Origin of the sequence: Bradyrhizobium sp. USDA 223, from assembly GCF_044909005.1 — a bacterium.
Taxonomy (GTDB): Bacteria; Pseudomonadota; Alphaproteobacteria; order Rhizobiales; family Xanthobacteraceae; genus Bradyrhizobium; species Bradyrhizobium yuanmingense.
The window spans coordinates 463,909-484,810 of record NZ_JBIYDR010000001.1; the positions used below are offsets into that span (position 1 = coordinate 463,909).

At 57.8% G+C, this 20,902-nt stretch carries 16 protein-coding genes and 1 pseudogene; 14 read left to right on the forward strand and 3 right to left on the reverse strand.

The genetic code is table 11. The annotated features are described in order from the left end of the window. Positions 1-241 precede the first annotated feature (241 nt). Positions 242-1,315: an MFS transporter gene (locus ABIA40_RS01930; RefSeq protein ID WP_404538628.1), complete on the reverse strand. Its 1,074-nt coding sequence runs from the start codon at positions 1,313-1,315 to the stop codon at positions 242-244. Positions 1,316-2,588: 1,273 nt separating this feature from the next. Here ABIA40_RS01930 and ABIA40_RS01935 point away from each other — a divergent pair. From ABIA40_RS01935 to ABIA40_RS01975, 9 genes are all read left to right on the forward strand, one after another. Further along, positions 2,589-3,350 (forward strand): hypothetical protein, encoded by a 762-nt coding sequence (locus ABIA40_RS01935; RefSeq protein ID WP_404538631.1) that lies wholly within the window; start codon positions 2,589-2,591, stop codon positions 3,348-3,350. After that, positions 3,347-3,718, forward strand: a complete 372-nt coding sequence (locus tag ABIA40_RS01940) for a hypothetical protein (protein WP_404538634.1) — start codon at positions 3,347-3,349, stop codon at positions 3,716-3,718. The genes ABIA40_RS01935 and ABIA40_RS01940 overlap by 4 nt, the downstream gene beginning before the upstream one ends. Before the next feature lie 393 nt (positions 3,719-4,111). Then, complete coding sequence (gene bioB / locus ABIA40_RS01945) at positions 4,112-5,149, forward strand: biotin synthase BioB (RefSeq protein WP_404538637.1); 1,038 nt, start codon at positions 4,112-4,114, stop codon at positions 5,147-5,149. Position 5,150: 1 nt separating this feature from the next. Then, positions 5,151-5,504, forward strand: a complete 354-nt coding sequence (gene panD, locus ABIA40_RS01950; protein WP_404538640.1) for an aspartate 1-decarboxylase — start codon at positions 5,151-5,153, stop codon at positions 5,502-5,504. A gap of 89 nt (positions 5,505-5,593) precedes the next feature. Beyond that, a complete protein-coding gene (locus ABIA40_RS01955; protein ID WP_404538643.1) occupies positions 5,594-6,733 on the forward strand; it encodes an 8-amino-7-oxononanoate synthase in 1,140 nt (379 codons plus the stop codon). Next, complete coding sequence (gene bioD, locus ABIA40_RS01960) at positions 6,730-7,359, forward strand: dethiobiotin synthase (protein WP_404538646.1); 630 nt, start codon at positions 6,730-6,732, stop codon at positions 7,357-7,359. Before ABIA40_RS01955 ends, bioD begins: the two co-directional genes overlap by 4 nt. 1 nt (position 7,360) lies before the next feature. Beyond that, positions 7,361-8,623 carry an adenosylmethionine--8-amino-7-oxononanoate transaminase gene (locus tag ABIA40_RS01965; protein ID WP_404546137.1) on the forward strand — a complete coding sequence of 421 codons (1,263 nt, stop codon included), beginning with the start codon at positions 7,361-7,363 and terminating at the stop codon, positions 8,621-8,623. A gap of 1,492 nt (positions 8,624-10,115) precedes the next feature. After that, the gene (locus ABIA40_RS01970) at positions 10,116-10,484 is read left to right on the forward strand and encodes a hypothetical protein (protein ID WP_404538649.1); all 369 of its coding nucleotides are present in this window, start codon (positions 10,116-10,118) and stop codon (positions 10,482-10,484) included. A gap of 1,622 nt (positions 10,485-12,106) precedes the next feature. Continuing rightward, positions 12,107-14,002 (forward strand): methyl-accepting chemotaxis protein, encoded by a 1,896-nt coding sequence (locus tag ABIA40_RS01975; protein WP_404538652.1) that lies wholly within the window; start codon positions 12,107-12,109, stop codon positions 14,000-14,002. A gap of 1,091 nt (positions 14,003-15,093) precedes the next feature. On the opposite strand, the gene ABIA40_RS01980 is transcribed toward ABIA40_RS01975, so the two are convergent. Beyond that, positions 15,094-15,396 (reverse strand): hypothetical protein, encoded by a 303-nt coding sequence (locus tag ABIA40_RS01980; RefSeq protein WP_404538654.1) that lies wholly within the window; start codon positions 15,394-15,396, stop codon positions 15,094-15,096. Between the two features lie 626 nt (positions 15,397-16,022). Here ABIA40_RS01980 and ABIA40_RS01985 point away from each other — a divergent pair. After that, positions 16,023-16,223 carry a hypothetical protein gene (locus tag ABIA40_RS01985; RefSeq protein WP_404538657.1) on the forward strand — a complete coding sequence of 67 codons (201 nt, stop codon included), beginning with the start codon at positions 16,023-16,025 and terminating at the stop codon, positions 16,221-16,223. A gap of 1,866 nt (positions 16,224-18,089) precedes the next feature. Further along, positions 18,090-18,350: a hypothetical protein gene (locus tag ABIA40_RS01990; protein ID WP_404538660.1), complete on the forward strand. Its 261-nt coding sequence runs from the start codon at positions 18,090-18,092 to the stop codon at positions 18,348-18,350. 215 nt (positions 18,351-18,565) lie between these two features. On the opposite strand, the gene ABIA40_RS01995 is transcribed toward ABIA40_RS01990, so the two are convergent. After that, entirely contained in the window at positions 18,566-18,847 is a 282-nt protein-coding gene (locus ABIA40_RS01995) for a hypothetical protein (protein WP_404538662.1), read from the reverse strand. Here ABIA40_RS01995 and ABIA40_RS02000 point away from each other — a divergent pair. The 3 genes and pseudogenes from ABIA40_RS02000 to ABIA40_RS02010 all read left to right on the forward strand — a co-directional run. Next, complete coding sequence (locus ABIA40_RS02000) at positions 18,846-19,133, forward strand: hypothetical protein (RefSeq protein WP_404538664.1); 288 nt, start codon at positions 18,846-18,848, stop codon at positions 19,131-19,133. The genes ABIA40_RS01995 and ABIA40_RS02000 overlap by 2 nt on opposite strands. Before the next feature lie 179 nt (positions 19,134-19,312). Beyond that, the gene (locus tag ABIA40_RS02005; protein ID WP_404538667.1) at positions 19,313-20,239 is read left to right on the forward strand and encodes a HesA/MoeB/ThiF family protein; all 927 of its coding nucleotides are present in this window, start codon (positions 19,313-19,315) and stop codon (positions 20,237-20,239) included. Between the two features lie 331 nt (positions 20,240-20,570). Next, positions 20,571-20,884: pseudogene (locus ABIA40_RS02010) on the forward strand (zincin-like metallopeptidase domain-containing protein); the annotation flags it as partial. Positions 20,885-20,902: the final 18 nt, after the last annotated feature.

Consider the following 20,902-nt stretch of genomic DNA (forward strand, 5'->3'; position numbering starts at 1 on the left):
TGGCGTTAAGCCCGCGAACGCATTCCACCTCAGGTAAGTGCGCTCGCTCAAGGACATCGATTGGCGAGTGCGCGGCTCCGACAGGTCAGCCGATAACTCGATCGTTGACCGATATCACCTCGGACATCCTGCGGTCGCGGCTTCTGCAGGTACTCCATCACGCATGAAGGCAACAGCCAGCCCAATGCCGGTAAGACCAATCAGGAGCGATGCCGCGGCCAGAGACGCGACGCCGCTAGCCTCAACAAGGATGCCGCCGACAAAAGCGCCCGTGGCGATCCCCGCGAACGTGGTCGAGCTGTTCATTGCCAGCACCAAGCTTCGAACGATCTCCGGCCAGACCGAGAAGCCGGTGCTGGATCGGGACGAGATACATGTAGCTCGCGGTACCCCAAAAGAAGGCGATGAGCACGGTGAGGGCTCCATGCTGTCTGAATGCAACCAAACCTACGAGTAAGATGAGTTGTGCGCCTGCAACCGCGATGAGAACTCTATACGGGCCAAAACGGTCTGTCAGCACGCCGCACGCAGCGTTTCCGATCACGGCTCCGAAACCGTAGGCGAAGAGCGCGGCCGAAAGCAGCGGCACCCCGGCAGGCAGAGAACCGATGATCAAGACGCTCACATAGGAGTAAACAATGAATTCGGAAACGACGATGAATAGCGTCACCGAAAGGATACCGTAGATGCTCTTTGAGAGGCCTTGCGAGATCGGGCCGTTTCCGCGCTCCGGCGCCTTGGCAGCTATTGCGGACATCATCGGGGCGAGGATTACCAATGCGAGAAGCCCGGCAATGACGACGAAGCCGAATGAGAAGCGCCAGCCGATAGCATCTGCGATCCAGCTTGTGGCTGGAACGCCCGCAACCTGCGAAACAGTCATGCCGCCACAGATGAGGGACAACGCGAACCCTTTGCGCCCTGGCGGCATCAGCTCCGCGGCCAGCGCGGTCGCCGTCGGGGTGAACATCGCCGCGCCGTAGGCCGCAATGACGCGACCTGCGGCAAGGGTAAGGAAGTTCGGAGCGATCGCGCAGATCAGGTTACCGATGATGAAGATTGAAACAGACAGAATCGGAACATTGCGGCCGCTCATGGCCTTGAATATCCAGGCATTCAGCGGAGCGAAGACCGCGTAGCAGAGCGCGTAAATCGAGATGATCGAACCCGCCGTGCCGGTTGAAATTGCAAGGTCGCGAGAGATTAGATCGAGCGCTCCAATGATGACAAACGTGTCCAGGCCAATAGCGAACGCAGCAATGGTCAGAGCAGAAATGACGAGTTTCGTTCGCGCGTCGGGAGGGGATAAGGTCATGACGGTGCTCGTGCATGTTGTTGTGATGTGTTCAAGGCAGCACGTCATGCAACTCGGGATTAAGGCTGGCGATGATCGTACCCGAGTAGCGGCGTCATCGCCTGACCGACTTCTTCCACGATCTCGAGCTTGTCGGGTGTTGGACCGTCGATATGCTGAAAGCGATCCCCGCATCACACACGCCTTCAAGGAGTGTTTTTCTCGACGACCGGCTTTGTTGTTTCGAAATTCATCTTAGTCCATGCTTTTGGATGGAGATACCCACCATCTTGGGGGGGGGCTGCGTCCGAGGCTACTTCACATGCTTGCGTTTAATCACCGCGATGCTCTGGGTCGGTAGTATGAAAGGTGTCGACGACCTGGTGACCATCGCGGATCTTCTCGATCACGAGATAACATTCAGGTGGCACTGCACAGGGACATAGCCACCTCCGTGATTTGCGGGCTCGACTGTGGCAATCAGGAAATTGTCGACGAGTATGATTTTCGCATACGACGAGTCCTTGGGAACGCAAGGTACTAAGGACGCATGATCGTGAAAGCGTCTCGCTGGACCGAGCGTGTAGATACGCAACGATCAGGAGACAGCCTGCTCATTTAGTATTGTCGGTTCGAGCTCGCAGGCCCGCCTCCCATCAGCGCATACAGATCTTCGATGATCCGCCTGCGCAAGCCAAACCCACCTCAATCGCGGCGCAACGTGCCCTATCTCTGCCACGCGATCGGGTTGCATCATGTGCGCGCGGCGGTCGCTGATCGAGCCTTGCGCGGAAAACGGGCAGCAGCGGAGCCGACGGTCCCGAGGTGTTGTCTGCGGGGTCCGAGATGATGGTGCGCACCGTACTGATTTGATCGCGCGCAGGGTACCGAAATGATCGCGCCGGATTTTCGGACAGTGTGAGACTGGTCGTCGGCGCACTTCTCGGGCTGTGACCAGCTTGGATGCTCGGAGCCGATTCTGGGTGTCATGCGCCAGGTGAGCGTGATTGTGAGGTTTAGCCTTGAAGCTTGGCCCTCGACGCGCGTTGTGGCTAGGGTGTCGCGGTAGGGCCGACGACGGCCGACACGGATTGTCAGCTTTCAGGGCCAATGTCGGGAAGCTGGCACGGCGATGCAGGACGATGCGTCGGAAGCCCTCTGTTTGTCGGCGGCATGCCGCTTGCTCGTATCGAGCGGGCGGCCCGTCACAGGGTGTGCACGGTCGTAACACGAACTTGGCTACGTTCGCCCAGTCGCAATAAGTTTGGAGCTCGCCTGCGTGCCTGATATGAGGTTGAAAAAATCGCTTCTGCACGCCGCGCTGCTCTCGGCGATATGTCTTACGGTCGCGCTGCTCCACGGGCAGTCTAGTGCGACGTCGGCGGACGATGCGTTCCTCTGGCTCGAGGAGGTCGAGGGGCCGCGCACATTGGCTTGGGCACCCGCCGCGAAGGAAAGGACGCTCGGCGCGCCGCAGTGGTATTCTCGCTACAATCGCTCTTACCCGGACAAGCTGACGATCGGCGAGGCAAAACACCGGATTCCGTCCGTTTCTCTTGAACGGCAAGGTCTCTTATCTTGCTGGCAAGACGAGAGCCATGTGCGCGGCATATGGGGGCGCACCGCGCTTGAGGGCTACGGTGGCCAGGATCCCCGATGGGAGACCATCCTGGACCTTGACGTGCTCGCTGTCGCCGAGAACAAGAGCTGGATCTGCAAGGGTCACAGCTGCCTTGCGCGCCGCTGCCTCGTCAAACTCTCTGACGGTCGCAAGGACGGCGTGTCCATACGCGAGTTCGACAGCGAAGCCAAAAGCTCTGTGGCAAATGGTTTCGAGCTGCCCGAGGGCAAGCAGAGCGTCGGCTGGTTGGGCCGCGACACTGTCCTTGCTGCACGTAACTGGAGCGAGGGGACCACGACTGAGATAGGCTACCCCTTCGTGCCGAGGGAACTCAAGCGCGCTCAGCCGGTCGACCAGGCGCGCGAAGTTTTCCGCCGCCTGCGCACCGACTTGAAGATCGTGCCCTTGGTATTGGTGAACGGCGGATCGCTATGACCCGCGTCGTCTGTTGGACCAACGGCTTCGAGCGGCAGTATGCGCTTTTCGAGCCAACTGGGCCGATTGAGCTCGATCTGCCGAAGGAGGCGCCGATCGTCAGCATCGCAAGTGGTCGGCTGCTTGTGAAAATGAACGAAGACTGGATCCGCTACGGCGCTACCAGTTTCAAAGCCCGCGCAATGATCTCGCATGATTTGGTCGAATGCAGACAGGATCCGCTGCTGGCGAAACCACCTGTCGTTTTCCAGCCCGACTGTCGGCAGGCACTCCGACGATTTGGCGGCCCCAGGAATTTCCCCCCGCTCCTGACCTGTCAAAGCAAGGCATTCGTCTGTAAATACTTGATATGCCATGCCCCGCGTTAGGCGAGCCGTTTACGGATATCGAGCTGTCGACAATTGCTCCGCGTGGGCTTGGTCCTCGGCGGTGAACAACACGATGTGACGAAACATGGATGATCGGCGATCCCGGGGAGTGTAGCTGCGTTTACTATCTCGATCGTGAGCTCGCTGCAATGGCGGCGCTGGCCGCGCAGCCCCTGGTTGGTGCTCGAGCCCTTGCTGACGAACGGCCGCAACATGATATCGCTCGGAGGCGAAATCGATATTGCGTAGGGCTCTTTTCGCAGAAATCATGCAATCTGGCTGCATTTCCGCCGTCTTTGAGCGAGAGTAGGCCTTTATACCTTTGCCCTTGAAAAGGCGCGAGCTTCAATCGAGTTTCAGAAGGTTTCCGACCAAGCTGACAATGATGAATGCATGAATCCTGCCGCAGAAGCCAGGCACTACAATCGCGATAACAAAGCGCTTGTCCGCTTTGATTGGACGGTCCTCGAGGGGGAAGCTTTGTATGGGCTGCCGTTTGCAGACCTTATATTCCAAGCGCAGAACGTCCATCGCGAGAGCTTCGATCCAAATCACGTCGAGGCCGCTAGCCTACTTAGCATCAAGACAGGGGGCTGTCCGGAGGATTGCGGCTATTGCTCCCAGAGCGCGCACTTCGCTACAGATCTGAAGGCCACCCGCCTGATGGATGGTGGCGATGTATTAGCCGCAGCAAAACGCGCCAAGAATGCAGGTGCAACTCGCTTCTGCCTGGCTGCGGCTTGGCGTAGTCCAAAGGAGCGCGATCTTGATCAGGTCTGCGACATGGTCAGGGCCGTGAAAGGTCTTGGCATGGAGAGCTGCGTCACCCTCGGTATGCTGACCGCGAGCCAAGCAGCAAAACTCTCTGAAGCTGGGCTCGACTTCTACAACCATAATGTCGATACCTCGCCTGAATTTTACGGCAGCATCATCAAAACCCGTACACTAGCGGATCGCCTCGAAACCCTGGTGCACGTTCGCAGCGCCGGGGTCAAGATCTGCTGTGGAGGCATCATTGGAATGGGCGAGCGCATCGAGGATCGCCTCGGCATGCTCGTGCTGCTTGCAAACCTCCCAAGCCATCCTGAAAGCGTCCCGATCAACCTATGGAACGAGGTCAAGGGCGTGCCGGTCAATGAAACCGCCCAACGTCCTGATCCCATCGCCGTGGCGCGCCTGGTCGCGACTGCTCGAATCATGATGCCGAAGAGCGTGGTCCGGTTGTCGGCCGGACGGCAGTATATGACGGACGAACTGCAAGCCCTCTGCTTTTTGGCTGGCGCAAACTCAATCTTCATCGGTGATACGCTGCTGACGACAGAAAACCCCAACTTGGATCGCGACGCGCACTTGTTCGCGCGGCTCGGCATCACGTCTGAGCTTGCCGAACGAAACAGCGCAGACGATCGAGGCGCTGACGGGCGAGTGTGAAGTGAACATCACCCTCATGAAGGGCAAAATCCATCGCGCTTCCGTGACGGAAGCCGATCTTCACTATGAAGGATCAATCTCGATTGATCGTGCGTTGCTGGACGCGGCGGGGGTCCTGCTCTATGAGCGCGTCGAGATCTACAACATGGATACGGGGGCGCGCTTTGCAACCTATGTCATCGAGGCACCGCGTGGGTCCGGTATCATTGGTTTGAATGGTGCTGCGGCACGATTCGCGATGCCAGGAGACAAAATTACGGTCATTGCTTATGCATCCTTCGACGAAGCCGAAGCAGAGGTGTTCCAACCACGTGTCGTGCTCGTTGACCGCAACAATGGCATCCTCACCCGTTAAGACCTGAGTGGCATGTTCAAGCTCGTCGTCGGCGGCTATCGCCAAGGCGCCGGCAGCATCGGGTGGAGTGCGCAAGGAGCTCGTCGCGAATGGATAAACTCGGGCCCTACGTCAAGGCTTTGCGTGCCCTGCAAGATGACAACCGGTTGCGCGGTCTCAATTCGCGTGCCGGAATTGATTTTTCATCCAACGATTATCTGGCGCTTGCGAGTGCATCGCGTATGAAAAAGGCCGTCTTGGCGGCCATCGAACGTGGCACCCCGCTTGGTTCTGGCGGTTCGCGACTTCTGCGCGGCAATTGTGAAGAGCATGAATGCCTCGAGGCGGAAGCCGCTCAGTTCTTTGGCGCAGAGACGGCGCTGTTTTTTGCTGGCGGCTACGTCGCAAACTTTGCGGTCCTGACGACGCTGCCACAGCGCGGCGATCTGCTCGTCCTCGACTCTCTGGTTCACGCCAGTATTCATGAAGGCGCGCGAGCTGGCAGGGCCGACTTTCGCATAGCTGGCCATAACGATGTCGGAGCCATCGAAAGTGCGATCCGCGATTGGCGTGCGGATGGAGGAATGGGCCGGGTCTGGATCGTCGCGGAAAGTCTTTACAGTATGGACGGCGATTTCGCCCCCCTCAATGATCTGGTCGCGCTCGCCGATCGCCACGACGCCTTCTTGGTCGTTGACGAGGCCCATGCTACGGGCGTTTACGGTGAGCAGGGCCGAGGGCTCACCAGCCATTGCGGTCACCGTGAAAATCTCCTGGTGATACATACCTGCGGCAAGGCATTGGGAGTGGCGGGAGCGCTTGTCACTGCTTCCGGTGTGCTACGCGACTTTATAATCAATCGTTGCCGTCCGTTTATCTTCGCGACCGCGCCTTCACCCTTAATTGCCGTTGCCGTCAGAGAGGCACTGCTCATCTTGCAGCGGGAACCCGAGCGCCAGCGGCACCTCACAAGGCTGGTTGCATTCACGCATCGGAGGATGGAAGCCTGTGGCGTGCGATGTCCTTCCAGCTCGCAGATCCTCCCATACATGGTCGGGGACAATGCTCATACGATGCGGCTCGCCTCTGCGATGCAGGATCGCGGCTTCGATATTCGCGGAATTCGGCCGCCCACAGTACCGGCGGGGACAGCGCGCTTGCGAATTTCACTGACGCTGAACGTCAACGAGGATGATGTGGTCTCCATGGTCGATGCGCTCGCTGAGGAGACGAAGGAGAAGGCTCGATGAGTTTGCGGATCGTGGTGACCGGAACAGATACCGGGATTGGGAAGACCGTGTTCGCAGCCGGCTTGGCCGATCTTCTCGGCGCCAGTTATTGGAAGCCGATACAAGCCGGCCTCGACGGAGAGACCGATACCGAAACCGTCACAAGGTTGGCTCGTCTCTCAGCCGATCGAGTGGTGCCGGAGCTCTACCGGCTTCGAACGCCCGCATCGCCCCACCAGTCTGCCGAAGTGGACGGCGTTCGCATTGACGCAGCCTCCATAAGCCCGCCAGACACGGAAGGACGGCCTCTTGTCATCGAGGGCGCCGGCGGGCTTATGGTCCCGCTAAGTGGGGATACACTCTACATCGACGTGTTTGAGAGGTGGCAGCTTCCGGTCGTGGTTTGCGCGAGCACAAGACTCGGTACAATCAATCACTCGCTGCTGTCGATCGAGGCTCTTCGAAGGCGGCAGATCACGATTCTGGGTGTTGCGTTCATCGGGGAACGCAACCCGGAAACTCAGACTGCCATTCGTGAGATTGGCCGCGTGCGCTGGTTGGGACGACTACCTCTGCTTTCGCCTCTCACGCCAGAGGCACTTCAGGCGGCATTCAAGTCTTCGTTTCGTGCTGACGATTTCAGTTGAAATGCTGACCCCAAGCTCGCCAATTTGGCATCCGTTTACGCAACACGCGCTTCAAGGCGAGATGACAAGGATCGCGCGCGGTGAGGGGGCTTACCTTCACACCGCCGACGGCCGACATATCATGGACGCAATCTCGTCCTGGTGGGTCGTGACCCACGGCCATTGCCACCCACATATTGTCAGCGCCATCCAGGACCAGGCGGGCAAGCTCAATCAGGTTATCTTCGCGGGTTACACCCATGAGCCAGCCGAGGAACTTGCGGCGCAACTCCTGCAGCTCACGCCGCCTGCGCTTGAGTACGTGTTCTTCTCAGATAGCGGTTCGACGAGTGTCGAAGTCGCGCTGAAGATGGCGCTCGGCTATTGGAATAACATCGGCAAACAGCGGACCCGCATTGTGGTCATGCAACACTCTTACCATGGCGACACGGTAGGAGCGATGTCGGTCGGAGCTCGTGGCGTGTTCAATGCGGTCTACGAGGCCCTTCTGTTTGACGTCAGATCAATCCCGTTCCCGGCGACAGGTCGCGAGCGGGACACGCTCAGTGCGTTATATTCAGTGTGTCGGGAGGAGATGCCGGCGGCCTTGATCGTGGAGCCTCTGATTTTGGGCGCGGGCGGAATGCTGATGTACCCAGCCTGGGTGCTGCGGGAGATGAAGCGGATCTGCGAAGAATGGGGCGTTCTCTTCATTGCAGATGAAGTCATGACGGGCTGGGGTCGAACCGGAACGCTGTTTGCGTGCGAGCAGGCCGACGTCACTCCGGATATCGCATGTTACTCGAAAGGGCTCACTGGTGGATCGCTTCCGCTCGCAGTGACACTCTGTCGCGCTGATATTTTCGAGGCGCACTATTCGGAAGATCGCAATTTGACGTTTTTCCATTCGAGTTCATATACGGCGAACCCGCTTGCCTGCGCCGCCGCAAAGGCCAATCTGGATCTTTGGCAGAACTCCGATGCGCGAACGCACGTGTCATCCCTCGCATCCATGCAAGAGGACGCAATTCAGCCGTTTCAGACAGATCCACGCTTTGCAAACGTTCGTCGGACCGGCACCATTACTGCGCTTGATCTGAAAACAGATGACGCCGGCTATCTCGCCGGTATCGGTCCGAAACTGCAAGCCTTCTTCAGTGACCGAAGTCTTCTCCTGCGTCCGCTCGGGAATACGATCTACGTAATGCCGCCGTATTGCGTTACAGCCGCAGATCTCGATCAGATTTATGCCGCGATCAGGGAGGCTGCCGATCTGTTCGCTTGATGCACGGCGAGCAGAACCGCGAAAGATCTGGTGAACATCGTCAAGCAGAGCTGAAATATTGCAGGATTTGCGCGGCCAAATGCCGTTCATTGCATTTTTAAGGATCAAAATAGCAGTTATAGCTGGGGAAGTTTGGCGCAACTGCTTTCAAGGGCGGCGCCAAAAAAAGGCGAGCATCAGGGTCATCCTGCTGCGCCCGCTGCTTCTTGCATACCCGAGAATCGGAACTGGCGACTCCGCACGTCATGTGCGGGCGCTGTGACGTGGAAGTGGAGAATGCATGGGACTAATTTAGGAGGCAAACATGCGCAATAACTCTCACGCTTTCCATGGTGGAAGGTGCTGCGCTATTTGTGGCGGGAAGTTCGGGCTGATCCGCTACTACTGCTGGCGAACGGCGCTTTGCTCTAAAAGGTGTGTCGACCGCTTTAAGTGGCGGCGCGAGGCCGACCAAAAATGGTTGCGCTGGTTACGAGCCGCTTGACAGCTGCCACTAAGTGAGCTCCCTTGGACAGTGCCCTAGCCGGGCGATGCCTAGCGCGACATCACCCGACAGGCCAGCGAATCGAGCGAGGCGCTTTCAAGGGTGGTGTGGAAACTAGGTGAGACGGAGCACGGCAACAATCATCAGTTCCAATCCTTACGGGCTGAATAAGGTTGCTACGGCTAAGCTGTGATCGGGCCGACTTTGCACGACCGCCTCCAATGATGCGCTCAAAGCGTACTATTTCTTCTGGCTTTCTGTCGCATGGATCCCGTTCGCCCTGATGCGTTTGTCTGCAGAACGGAAACCCCTCCTGATCGATCACATGGACGGGTGTGATTTTGGGAGAAGCAGCTTTCAACTCATTCGTCGGCATCTGCCGCAGGCCGGCTGCGAGCTTGGGCGGCTATTATGGTATCGGCCACGAACGGCTTGCGAACTCTAGCCCGCCGACGCTCCGAGACGCGCATCGATCAGTCTCGCCGAGGTGGGCGGGCACGGAGGCGCCAGGAACTAATGCTGAAGCGGCAGACTCGGTTCTTCGAAATTGGTCTTGAGTAGAGCTATGGCTTGAGCGGGCTGCCATGTCCGATCAATTTTCAATTTACAAAGTCTCGCTTGAACGTTGCCGTCGAGGGTGGTCGTGGTCCATCTCCGCGACGAATGGCTCGTTGGTCATGGCGGGAACGCAAACCAGCCGAGCCGCGGCGCGCTATGAAGCCAACAGAGCGCTCTTCCTGTTATTGCAAACTGCGCCGTACCGACGGCGGCTTCCGTGTGGTTCGACCAAATAAAACGGTATCTTCGCCCTTGGAACGTGCCTTGATCGATGCTTCCGCGTCGGGAGATGAAGCCGCTCTCCTCTTCTGAACGAAACTCTTTCCGTGTCCGTTCCAACCATCAGTGTCGTAGAATTGTCCAAGCATGAGCCACACTTCAGGTCGTGTCTTTGCAGGGCGTCACCATTCCAGTCCTACAGCAATGGAAACGGAGGGGCTCCCCATAGCGATGACGACAGCTTACGATGCGGTCACGCGCGCATCGCCGACACAGCGGTCGACATCATTCTCGTCGGTGATAGTGTCGGCAAGGTCTGCCCGGAGCGTCCACGATACGCTTCCCATCAGCATGGCAATGATGAATCATCACCTGGAAGCAGCCTCGAGCACAAGGCCTCGTGCGCTGGTTGTGGCTGACATCCTGTTTCTCAACTTTCATCTCAGTCTCGATGAGACAATACGCAAAGCCGGAGGTGAAACTCGAGGGCGGCGCCAAGCGTCTGGGATCATGCGCGCTTTGGTGATCGCGAATCCCAGTGATGCGGCATCTTGGTGTGTGTGGTCTTTACCACAGAGCGCCCATGTCATGGGGGCTTAGCGCCTTTGGGCTGGTCGAAGACAAAAAGGCCAAAATTCGTTCGCGCCTACGCCAATGAGGCGGTTCTACAGGAGGCGCTGATACGCTGGGCGGTCGATGTCCGTCACGGCACATTCCCTCGGAGCAGGAATGCTATCAGCTTCCCGATGAGCTCCGCGCGGCCATTGCGAACCGGAAGGTTCCAACACGAACGGAGTGAGGGCGATCTGCAAACATAGAACTGAGTAGGATTGACGAAAGTGCAATGCCACAGGTCCGGCCAATGCCGGCGATCAGGTCCTAGAGCCGCTCAGAAGAATGGGACGCGCCTAGTCGTCGGGCGCGTCCCCTAGCCGCATCGCACTGCGCGCGGTCATGCGGAAATTGGACTATAACCGGCGCGCCCGCGCGGATTTTGAGCGTCGATGGTTGTTGATTGCATCAAATCAGTGCCAAGAGCGCCCTAGTGTGCAGCATTGCGCTCCGATCTTGGCAGGTCGGATGGGGTGCCTGGGGGGAGAAGGATATGGTTCGCCATTTCTACCGGCTCCGAATGGGCACATTCGCAGCTGCATTGCGGCAGCACAGCAGGCGCGAAATGCTGCAAACAGTCCGGTTTCAATACAGTCTCATGCAGCTTGGGAATGAATTGAAGTCCTCCGACAAACGCTGCATCGCGGCCGGAGATCCGTTAGAGGTTGAACGGGCGCGCGATCGAAGTCGTTCCTCACAGCCTTGCTCCTAAGATCCCGCGGAGCCCGGCGGCATTGCCCTCTACCGCAAAGCGGCTCAACGCCCTGACCCTCACGAGCTCTGCGCCGGAGCGGTCATTCGCCTGGTCGACAACGCCCGCAGGCGCGTGAGGGGTTAGTCTGCACGCTATCGCCTCGTTGACATGGGGTGTGCGTTCGCCACCCGCCCAGGGCGGCCTGGCTGACTAACGCCCTCGCAGGTCCGCAGAGCTTGCAGCACGATCGTGGGCTCCAACGTAGGGCCACAACTTAGGTCGAAAATTGTGCGATTGACGTGAGCGATCTGCTTTCGTCGGATTGCGAAAAAAGGCCGTGCGAAAATTCCGCACGGCCAAGTCAGGGAGGAAACGCCCCAAAGGGCGGCTGAAGAGAGCATAAAGTGAGTGCCCACACTCACTGGAGCTCCAAGCTTGCGCCTACGGTCAAGTCGCGCAAGCCGGATGTTGAAATATCCGTTTCTTGTGCTGATTGAGCCCGAATTTAGCGCATGCGTCGCATGTTTTATGCGAATTGAACCATTTAGATGCAGCTATTCCGCGAGACGCTCAGTTCAAAATGATCACGTCTCCCACGCTCTATGTTCGTCACTGACCCAACAGCAGTTAAGTCGTGCACCGGCACGGGGCGCGCGCTCGCACGAGTTCAGCATTTGGAAATTAATCTAAAGTAGGCAGCGCTCGTTGTTGATTGAACGAAGCAGGTTGAGCCAGTCCGATCAACGTGCGCGTTGCTTTCTGACCTGCGATGGTCAGCAATGCTCAAACAGATCAGGTCACATCGAGGGACAAAAAGTGAGCAAGAATTCGTCCGACACTGGCGAGCGTCCGTCCGTCAGATGGGGCTTTCGAATCGGATTGCGCGAGCAGATGGCAGCGCTCGGGGATTTCCGGTGTGCTGGTCACCGGCGTAATCTGCGCCGCAGCTTTGCACTACGCGAGTATCGTTCAGCGAGAGGCGAGTGCGAGTAATGAATTGAAAGCCCGTGTCGTTTCATTGTCACAAAGCTTTCTGGAGTCTGGCCAAATCGCGACCGAGTTCCTCCGCAGGCCCAGTGAAATGTCGGTCGAGACGCATGCGGATCTTGTTGATCGCCAGCTCGAAGAGTTAGGTGGGGTCGAAAAACTGATCGGGGAGTTGCCCGAGGATGATCCGCTGCGGCAGGCAGCCTCCCTGCGGCCGGTAATCAATCTCTATGCGACCCGCTTTGGGAACGTCGTTGCAGCACAACGCAACTTAGGCTTCAATGAAAATGAGGGATTCCAGGGCAAGTTGCGCACAGCCGTGCACGCCGTCGAGGAGCGATTGAGCCAGGTGAGGCAGCCGCGCCTGATGATCTTGATGCTGTTGATGCGCCGCCATGAGAAGGATTTTATCTTACGGGGCGAAGAAAAGTATGGCGATCAGCTTTCCGCCAGGGAGATGGAGTTCGAATCCGAACTTGCTCAGGCAAGTCTGCCTACGGAGGAGAAATCCCAGCTTCTCGAGCTGATGCGGGCGTACAAGGCAAATTTTATATCATTCATGGTGACGCAGCAGACGCTGAGCGATCAGGTGGATGATCTTCGACAAAATTACAGCCGCATTCGCCCGGCAATCGCAAAGGTCATGTCCGCGGCAGACGCGCATGCGCTCGCTATGGAGATCCGAGCCGGAGAGATTCGGCAGAGGCTGGTCTGGCTCATTGGACTTGCAACGCTGCTCGCGAGCCTGTTCAGCATGCTCTTCGGGCAGCGCATTGCCAAAACGGTCTCCTCGATGACTGCGGCCATGCGCCAGTTAGGTGAGGGTCGGTTCGATGTAGTTTTGCCCGGCCTTGGTCGAAAGGATGAGCTCGGCGATATGGCCGAAGCTGTAGAAATGTTCAAGCTGAGAGCTCGTGAAAAGCTGCAGGCGGAGCTTGATGCTAAGGTCGAACGTGACGAGGCTGCTGCTGACCTGCGTAAGGCCGATATCGCTCGGCTTGCGGGCGAATTCGAAGCAGCCGTAGGGCAGGTGATCGAAGCCGTTTCGTCCGCCTCGACGGAGCTGGAAGCCTCCGCCCGCAGCCTTACCTCTTCTGCGGTTGAGAGCCGCCAACTCTCTATGGAGGTTGCCTCATCATCCGACGACGCCTCCGCCAACGTTCAACGCGTCGCGACCTCGACAAGTGAGATGGCTATAACTATCGCTGATGTAGGCCGGCAGGTCGAGGAAGCAGCGGAAATGGCGCGCCAAGCGGTGCGCAAGACCGAGCTCAGCGATCAGCGCATGGTTGGTTTGGCGTCCGCGGCGGAGCGGATCGGCAGCGTCGTTCAACTCATCGCCGCGATCGCGCGGCAGACCAATTTGCTCGCGTTGAATGCCACAATCGAGGCTGCTCGCGCGGGCCATCTCGGCCGGGGTTTTGCAGTGGTCGCCGAGGAAGTGAAATCCCTGGCGATGCAAACCGCTCAAGCGACAATCGAGATTGGCAAGCAAATCAACGACATTCAGGCTGCAACAACTGAAGCCGTCGGCGCGAATACCCAAGCCGGCGCCATCGTCGCTCGCATTTCCGACATCGCTATGACTGTTGTCGAAGCCATCGGCGAGCAAAAAGAGGCCAGCAAGAATGTCGCGTTCAACTTGCAGGAAGCTGCGAGCAAGACCACTCAGTTGGCAGCGAGCGCCGGTGAAGTCACTTATCGCGCGAGGGCAACAGGAGGGGCGTCGATGCAAGTGTTAAGGTCTGCCGAACTGCTGTCTGAGGAAAGCGCTCGGCTGAAGCACGAACTTGGAGGTTTCCTCAGGAGAGTCCAAGCGGCCTAACTAGAGTAATGAGCCGAAGCTGTACTCCGGGTCGTGGAGGAGTTGCAGTCCGAAGGCTCGGAGGTGATCGTCTCTGAGGGGGGGACGAGAGAGCATCTGCGTACAACGCTGTTCGATCTGGCGATCCTTGATCTGACGCTCTCCCCCCACCCCTATCATTGAAAGAAATTCCTCTGCGCCGAGCCAGTGAGCAACGTCCCTTAGCCCGACAGTCGGTAGCCGACTTCTGCGCTGCAACGAAGGACGATCGATTGCATAGCGCTTGCTGCTACCTAGCTGCCTCTGCCGTGAATGAGATCGTTAGAAAGCGCTGGCAGTTTTAGTCAGGGCCGAGCATCTATGGGTAGTAATTGTCACTGGATAGAGTTGTCCAGTTGGTGTCATTCGCTTGCAACGCCGATTGAGACTTCCCACGCACCAACTGGCGATGATCCGTGAACTCAGCGCTGCCGGATAGCCGATGTCCTCTTGTAAGCCGAACAGATCAATCAACACCGCTGCCAAGCCTGCTACATTCCATGGAATGGAGTTCGTCGGCGAGGACCCTTAGGCGCCGCGGCTGGTCTTTGTTGCGTCGTTCCTATACCGGTGCCCACCATCCGCGTTGCAAGGAGCTGGCAAGACGATCTCCTATGGCACGACCCTACGCGCGCCGGATGGCGGAGCTGCCATCCGCGGAAGGTCAATAGAGGGCAGCCAGAGCCCCTCTCGAAGTGGCAGCAGGCGAAGTCGGGACACCCGTTAGATTATGAGAATTGTGGAGCAATAGCCTTCAGGAGGATGGAGCAGGACGGTGCTCGGACTTTCTGACTTTCAGGGCGCGCCTTTTCATGGTCGCGGTCAGCTTCTTGGTTTTGGAATTTCTCGGTAGCTTAGGATCTGAACGTTCGGACGATCCAATTGAGACTTTCTCTTCATTCCGTTTCATCCGTCCCTCTCCAACAAAGGGCTTACGCCCGAGTGAATCATCAAAACATCCGGAGTCGAGATCACACAAAGAATACGCCGTGCATTCAGAAGATTGTCGGGCTACATCTCAGGATTCTTGTTGGTCTGCCAGCCAAGCCTTCTGCAGCCGGTGCTTTATCGCGCTAGGTCTGTTGCCCAGCTTGCACGCCAGCTGAACAGCAGAGTCTCCAAAAACGAACCGAACGCGCTTTTCCTGCTTCGCGGCGATAATCGCGAGAAGTTTGCTGGCGTCGTCTGCCAATGAAAGGTGTATGACCCGGGGATCCCGCTTGCCTGGCTTGATAACGCAGCAATCTCTTCCTCTCCAGCAGCTCCGATTGCGCGGTGACGAAAGATGGATCAACCTTCATCAGCTTTGCAAGCACGTTGACCGGAGCACCTTGTCCTCGTCCACGTCCGCCAACACCATCAATCGAGAGCATCATTTGCGCCCTGGTAATGCCCAGCGCAGCAGCGCGCGGCAATGAAGAAGATCATTGGCACGCATTGATCAGCGGGATTCGCGCGTAGCGCCGGACCTCCTCGCCATACTCCGCAGGTTTGTTTCCGGGGTGTCTTGTTGGGGCGGACGAGTTCGGCGCATTGTGTGCAAGGTGCTCGATCCTCAACTTTGTTTGGGTTCAGAATTCGACAGAGACCCGGCTGTTGGGCCGACCGGCTGCGAGCTGCGGGACCTACCGCTGGTAGGTCACCATCCTATCGCTCCGCTCTCGGTAGCCCCCGCTTCGATGCATATACGCCGCAACTTCGCACGGTCGCGCAGGTGGAATTCGTCGAAATTTCTACTCGAGCGAGGAATTTTGGCGTTTAGGGCCGTCGCGTGCGCGATGGCCGTCTCGCTAGGTCGGCAAGGCTACAATTCAAGAGTGAAGCATCGGAATTGACCCACGAGGCGCACAGATCGGGAAAGGGTAGGCGGAAGCACAGGGAGCGCGGAGCTGAGGCCGACGATCGATCGAAGCAAGACGGTATTGGTCTTTCGGTTACTCGATCCATTCAACTAGAAGGCGCGCTGTGCTATCATCGCCCTTCAAGTTGGGGGGATTCTCCGATGTTCGACGCCACTACCACAGCACTTCTGCGTGAGATCCTCGAAACGGTCTGCGTAAACGTGCCTGGGAGTGATGGCGGCGTGCGGGCATATGTCGCCTCGAAGCTTCTGGAAGCCGCCAGTAAAGGTGAGAGCACGCGCGAGCGTCTTGAGCAGATTGGCCTTGATGCGCTTCGACACGCCCCGAGCATGTGGCGGTAAGCGACTAACATTCCAGGTCTCAGAGTTGAATGTCTCGAGAAAGAAGGCGCTCCACGCAATCTTAGGTCAGACCGCTTACCAGAGCTCATTTTACTCAAGAATTAGCATTGTGGCAGATTTAAAAAGAGCCGTCCGCCCACCGACCAGACTCCGTGCACTCGGTAAACTTGGTAATCCTGTCAATGATGCGATATGGCGCCAGAAAATCGAACTTGTGAGAGTTACCAGCGTCTCAGCCCCGACGTCATGTCATCTTGCTTCCGTTCCGGCGATCACCGCCGCGATGAGGCTGGGACTTCCGCAAGAGACCGGTTTCAAACGAGTCGCAACTGCCGCAGACGTCGGCCCTTTCGGAAAGGTTGAGCTTAACAGGAGCTTAGGGGCCAAATTCTTCGACGTGGGGCTTAGGTGCCGCTGCGTCAGTTCTGCATTCGTAAAAGACCTGGCTGACCGAGGCGAGGGCGGGCCGAGTGCTCGCGACGAAAGCTGCGGTGTAGATCGAAAGCCCTGTGTGAGGTGGCTGTGTCCCCTTAGGTTTGTAAGCCCGAGTTGCGGCGGCTCCAAGCGTTGTTGAGCTATGGTGCATTGACCGGTGGCATGGGCGCAGTCGGTCGAGGTGCAAAGTCAGTATGGAGCTGACCCCGTGCGGACACCATGATCGCAAAGGTCACTAGAAGAATGAAAAAGCCGCGCATTTGACGACATCAATCCGAAAGCCATTGAGCAACTACGAAGCGTTATGCTCCGATGCTTCACAAGGGCCGCGGAGGGATAACTACGAATCCGCGGCTCGTGAGGCGCGGAAGCCGGTAATGCTTTATGCTGTAGTGCTGCCGAAGAACAGCAAACTCGCCCGTGAGAACGACGAAAACATGCATTCTGAACCGAGAAGGGAAGGAATTTTGCATTGGTGTTGGACAAGAATGCTGTTCGGGGCGGGAAGCAGCAGCGGTTGTATTGCGTCTTTGGCGCGATCGAGGACGGCTCTATGCGCAATCACGACCTTGTTTCGGGTAGCTTCTTGGCCCTGACCGCTGTCGGCATCGCACTTTTCTGCTCTAGCTTGCTCGCATTTGCCTTGATTTAGAGCGCCGTAGCTGCAGCCAGGGAAGTCGCAGGCTTCGGCCTTCCGAGCGAGGCAACAAGCGGATCCCGGAATACTCGTGGTGGACACAGTACTGCCTCCAAGACATGCCTGGACTGCTTCGGAAACGACGGAAGCGCCGCCGCTATTGCGATTTGTGCTAGGGGGGGCAACTCGATGGCTGCAGATCTTTGGAGCCCAAGGAGCTGTTTGAGTATCCATGAAAAGCAATTATTCTGATATTCGCGACGGCGGCCGATTCATGTGCGACGATGAAAGTGTGGAGCTACCCATATCAAGGTTGCGCGGGAAGAGGCGACCACTGCGCTCTCCGAGATAGCCTTCGAATGGGCTGGAAGCAGGCCCCATCGCCCCATGCACTTGAAGTTGCGATGACTATAGCCCTGTCTTGCAGCTGGTGTCTCCAGCGGTCCAAGGAGAACGTGATGAACAACACGTTCCCATCCGTAGTGTTGATGCTGTTTCAACACGCGCCGCCCGATCTAAAGGATAAAGTAAGTCACGCACACGAATGCGTTACGCGTTCTGTAGTGAACTGCCGGAACTGGCAGCGCCAACGCGTTTTCTGCCGCTGCAGCGGCTAGAAGATCAAAAACAATATGCCATCTTGTTGCGCTACGAACCGAATTGGACGAGGCGAGACTGAAATTGACGAGTGGCTCGCGGCAAAGATAGCGGCAGGAAAGTGCTGACTCGATCAGCAGAAAGACGGCGATTGATCGGCCATTTTCGCCGCTAATAGTCGTGGACGCAATGTTAAGTTGTTTCTCCGCGACTGGCTGGGGGGCAACATGGTCAAAGCGTTTCGCAACACCGTCATTGCTGTCACTTTTATCGCAAGCGCCAGCGTCAGCATTTTGTGGGATCTTGACGGCTACATCGCCTGTGGCCTTGCGCTAGTAATCTCATTCGCGGCCGGCTATTGCGTCGAGCGCGCCTTCATCGATCGGTCCCATCGCGAGATGATCCACCTCTACGGCGCCGACTGGCATTCGGCAGACGACCGACGCGACGGTACATGATCGGCATCCCAGCTGGTCGGATGAGCGATCGTTGAGACACGTCGCACGGTTCACGCTGATCGACCTCTATATTGGTACGCATGCCCCGCCACCCTAGGGCTGTCTACGGGGCGCGGGTCTGAAATCCGTGCGCAATCGGTAGTTAAGTGAAAGGACGATTGCCCGTTACGTTCAGGATGTTGTACAGGAGACGAGCGGCGCGTGAAAGCTGGGGATTACATCTGGCTTATGTGCGGCGTGCGACGCGGCGTATTCGGCCTGCGGTTATTGTTGTATTGAGTGCAGGAAAACTCGGCCGCTGAGATTTGATTAAGGTCAACTCGTAGCTTACACCTCCGCCTTGTGAGGCGCCTGCGGTCATCGACGCCAGGACCAGCTTGCGCGAGGCAATGCCCTTCTGGTTGTTCCGCGGCCGCGATCGTGCGCTGATTTTCGACAAGAAGCTTGGCCAGACCATTGCCGGAATGGGTGGCCTGAAACTTGTCGATGCCGGTCATGCAGGTTCTCGCGGATGGACCGCAACTTGCGGCCGACCCAGACGAAATAGCCTATCGAAGGATGGAAAGCCCATCAGACTTCAGGGAGATCACGATGGCTGGCGATGCAGACGATAAGACCAATGAAAGACCTGAAGTGCTTCAGGGGCTTGCGCCCGTCGACGCCAAGCTGCTGCAGGAATTCCTCAAGGAGATGGACGAGAACGTGATTCCCGACATCGTCAAGGCTGTCGAGAAGAGGCGTCTGCGGGCAGCTGAAAGCCGCCAATGGCAGCTCAAATGCTGACGTAGCGACTTACCTGAGTGATTTTTTCGGCCGATCGTAGGCTGCGCGGACGAATGCTTCAACTGCCTCTCCGGCCTCCGCGTCCAGGGCCGGATCAGCCCGCAAGAGGCTGGAAATTTGCGCCATCGGTTCCGGCTGGCTCGCGCGATACGGCGCGTTGACAAAATCTGAGGCGTTAGGTGCAGCCCAGGCGGACAGCGCCGCCAGGATGGCGGCATCGGCACGCCGTCCCTGCGCCATCCACGTCAGGGTTTGCGGACGATCAATATGATCTTCAGATTCGGATGTTTGCCCGCGTAGGCCAGAAGACCTTGTCGCGCGCCCACATTGCGGTGGTCGGCCACGGCGCGGTCGGTAGCCTTCTTGTAGAATATCTGGCCCGCCCAAGCGTTGGCTATTTCACGCTAGTTGACGACGATGCGGTTGAAGCGTCCAATCTCGCGCGGTTGATCGGAGCATCGCAAGCCGATGCTGAAAATCGAACACCCAAGGTTCAGCTGGCGCGACGCCTGATCCAGCAGGCCAACCCATCCGCGCATATTGTGCACTTCAATGCTGATGTCGCGAAAGCTTCAGTCGCGGACCGTCTCAAAGGCTGCGACTACGTCTTCCTTGCGGCGGACTCGATGCGGGCACGCCTGGTCGTGAACGCGTTGGTCCACCAATATCTCATTCCAGCCGTCCAGCTGGGCTCAAAAGTCCGGGCCGATGAGCAGGGGCAAGTCATCGATGCATCCAGTGCTATTCGACCTCTTCGTCCTGGTGTGGGTTGTCTTTGGTGCAATCAGCTGATCGATCCCAATCTCCTCGCGAAAGAGGCCAAGACTGATGCGGAACGAAAGGCCCAAGCCTATGGCGTTGAGGAGCCTAATCCGAGCGTGATCAGTCTTAATGCGGTCTCCGCAGGACATGCGGTGAATGACTTTCTGATTGATTACCTGGGTTTACGAGCTGATCGGCCGTTGCGCTACCAGCATATCAATGCCCTGACCGGAAAGATGCAGCTGGTCGAACCGCGTCAAGATGTTGATTGTTCGGAACGCTCGAAAGGCGGGATGCGGTTCGAGCGAGGTGATGGCGTAGATCTGCCCTGTAGTGAAGGCTAACACCCGGCCCGTCCTCTTGACCTAGATTGTAACCAACGCAGCCATAAGGCATGCCTCTCGGGAAAGCCGCTTCGCTTTTCGGATATCTGCGGGGCGATGAGCGCTTGCGGTAATGCGATAGCGCCTTGAGCCCATCCTTTGGCGGGCCCAGCGCGGAGATCGTTAGAGCATGCGCGCGTCTGCTCACTTGAACTGAGGGGACAATCGCCTCCCTCGAGGATCATCGCGACGTGGCGACAAGAGTTCGAGGCAATGGTTGCAGGGTTGCCTCAGGAAATCATTCGCTGATCTCCGGAGAGTTAGATTACGAGCTGGAGCGTGGATTGCTGGCGCGACCCTCGCGCACGAGACAACGCATTGGACGCGCGATGAGCAGCGTCTCAATGGCGAATCTGGCCGCAGGCGCTTCGGCGAGTATGCGGTGGAAGAACTTGTCGCCGAACTCGGGGCCGCGTTCCTTTCGGCTGATCTCGAATTGACATCGGAGGTGAGGGACGCCGCCTAGTCGGATTGTGGATTAAGGTGCTGAAGAACGACAAGCGCGCCATATTCACCGCTTCATCGCACCCGCAGCGCGCGGCCGATTACCTGAATGGCTTGCAGCCGAATACCGACGAGCGGCGAGGGGAGACCGAAGCCGCCTGATTGTGGATGCCAAGTCCG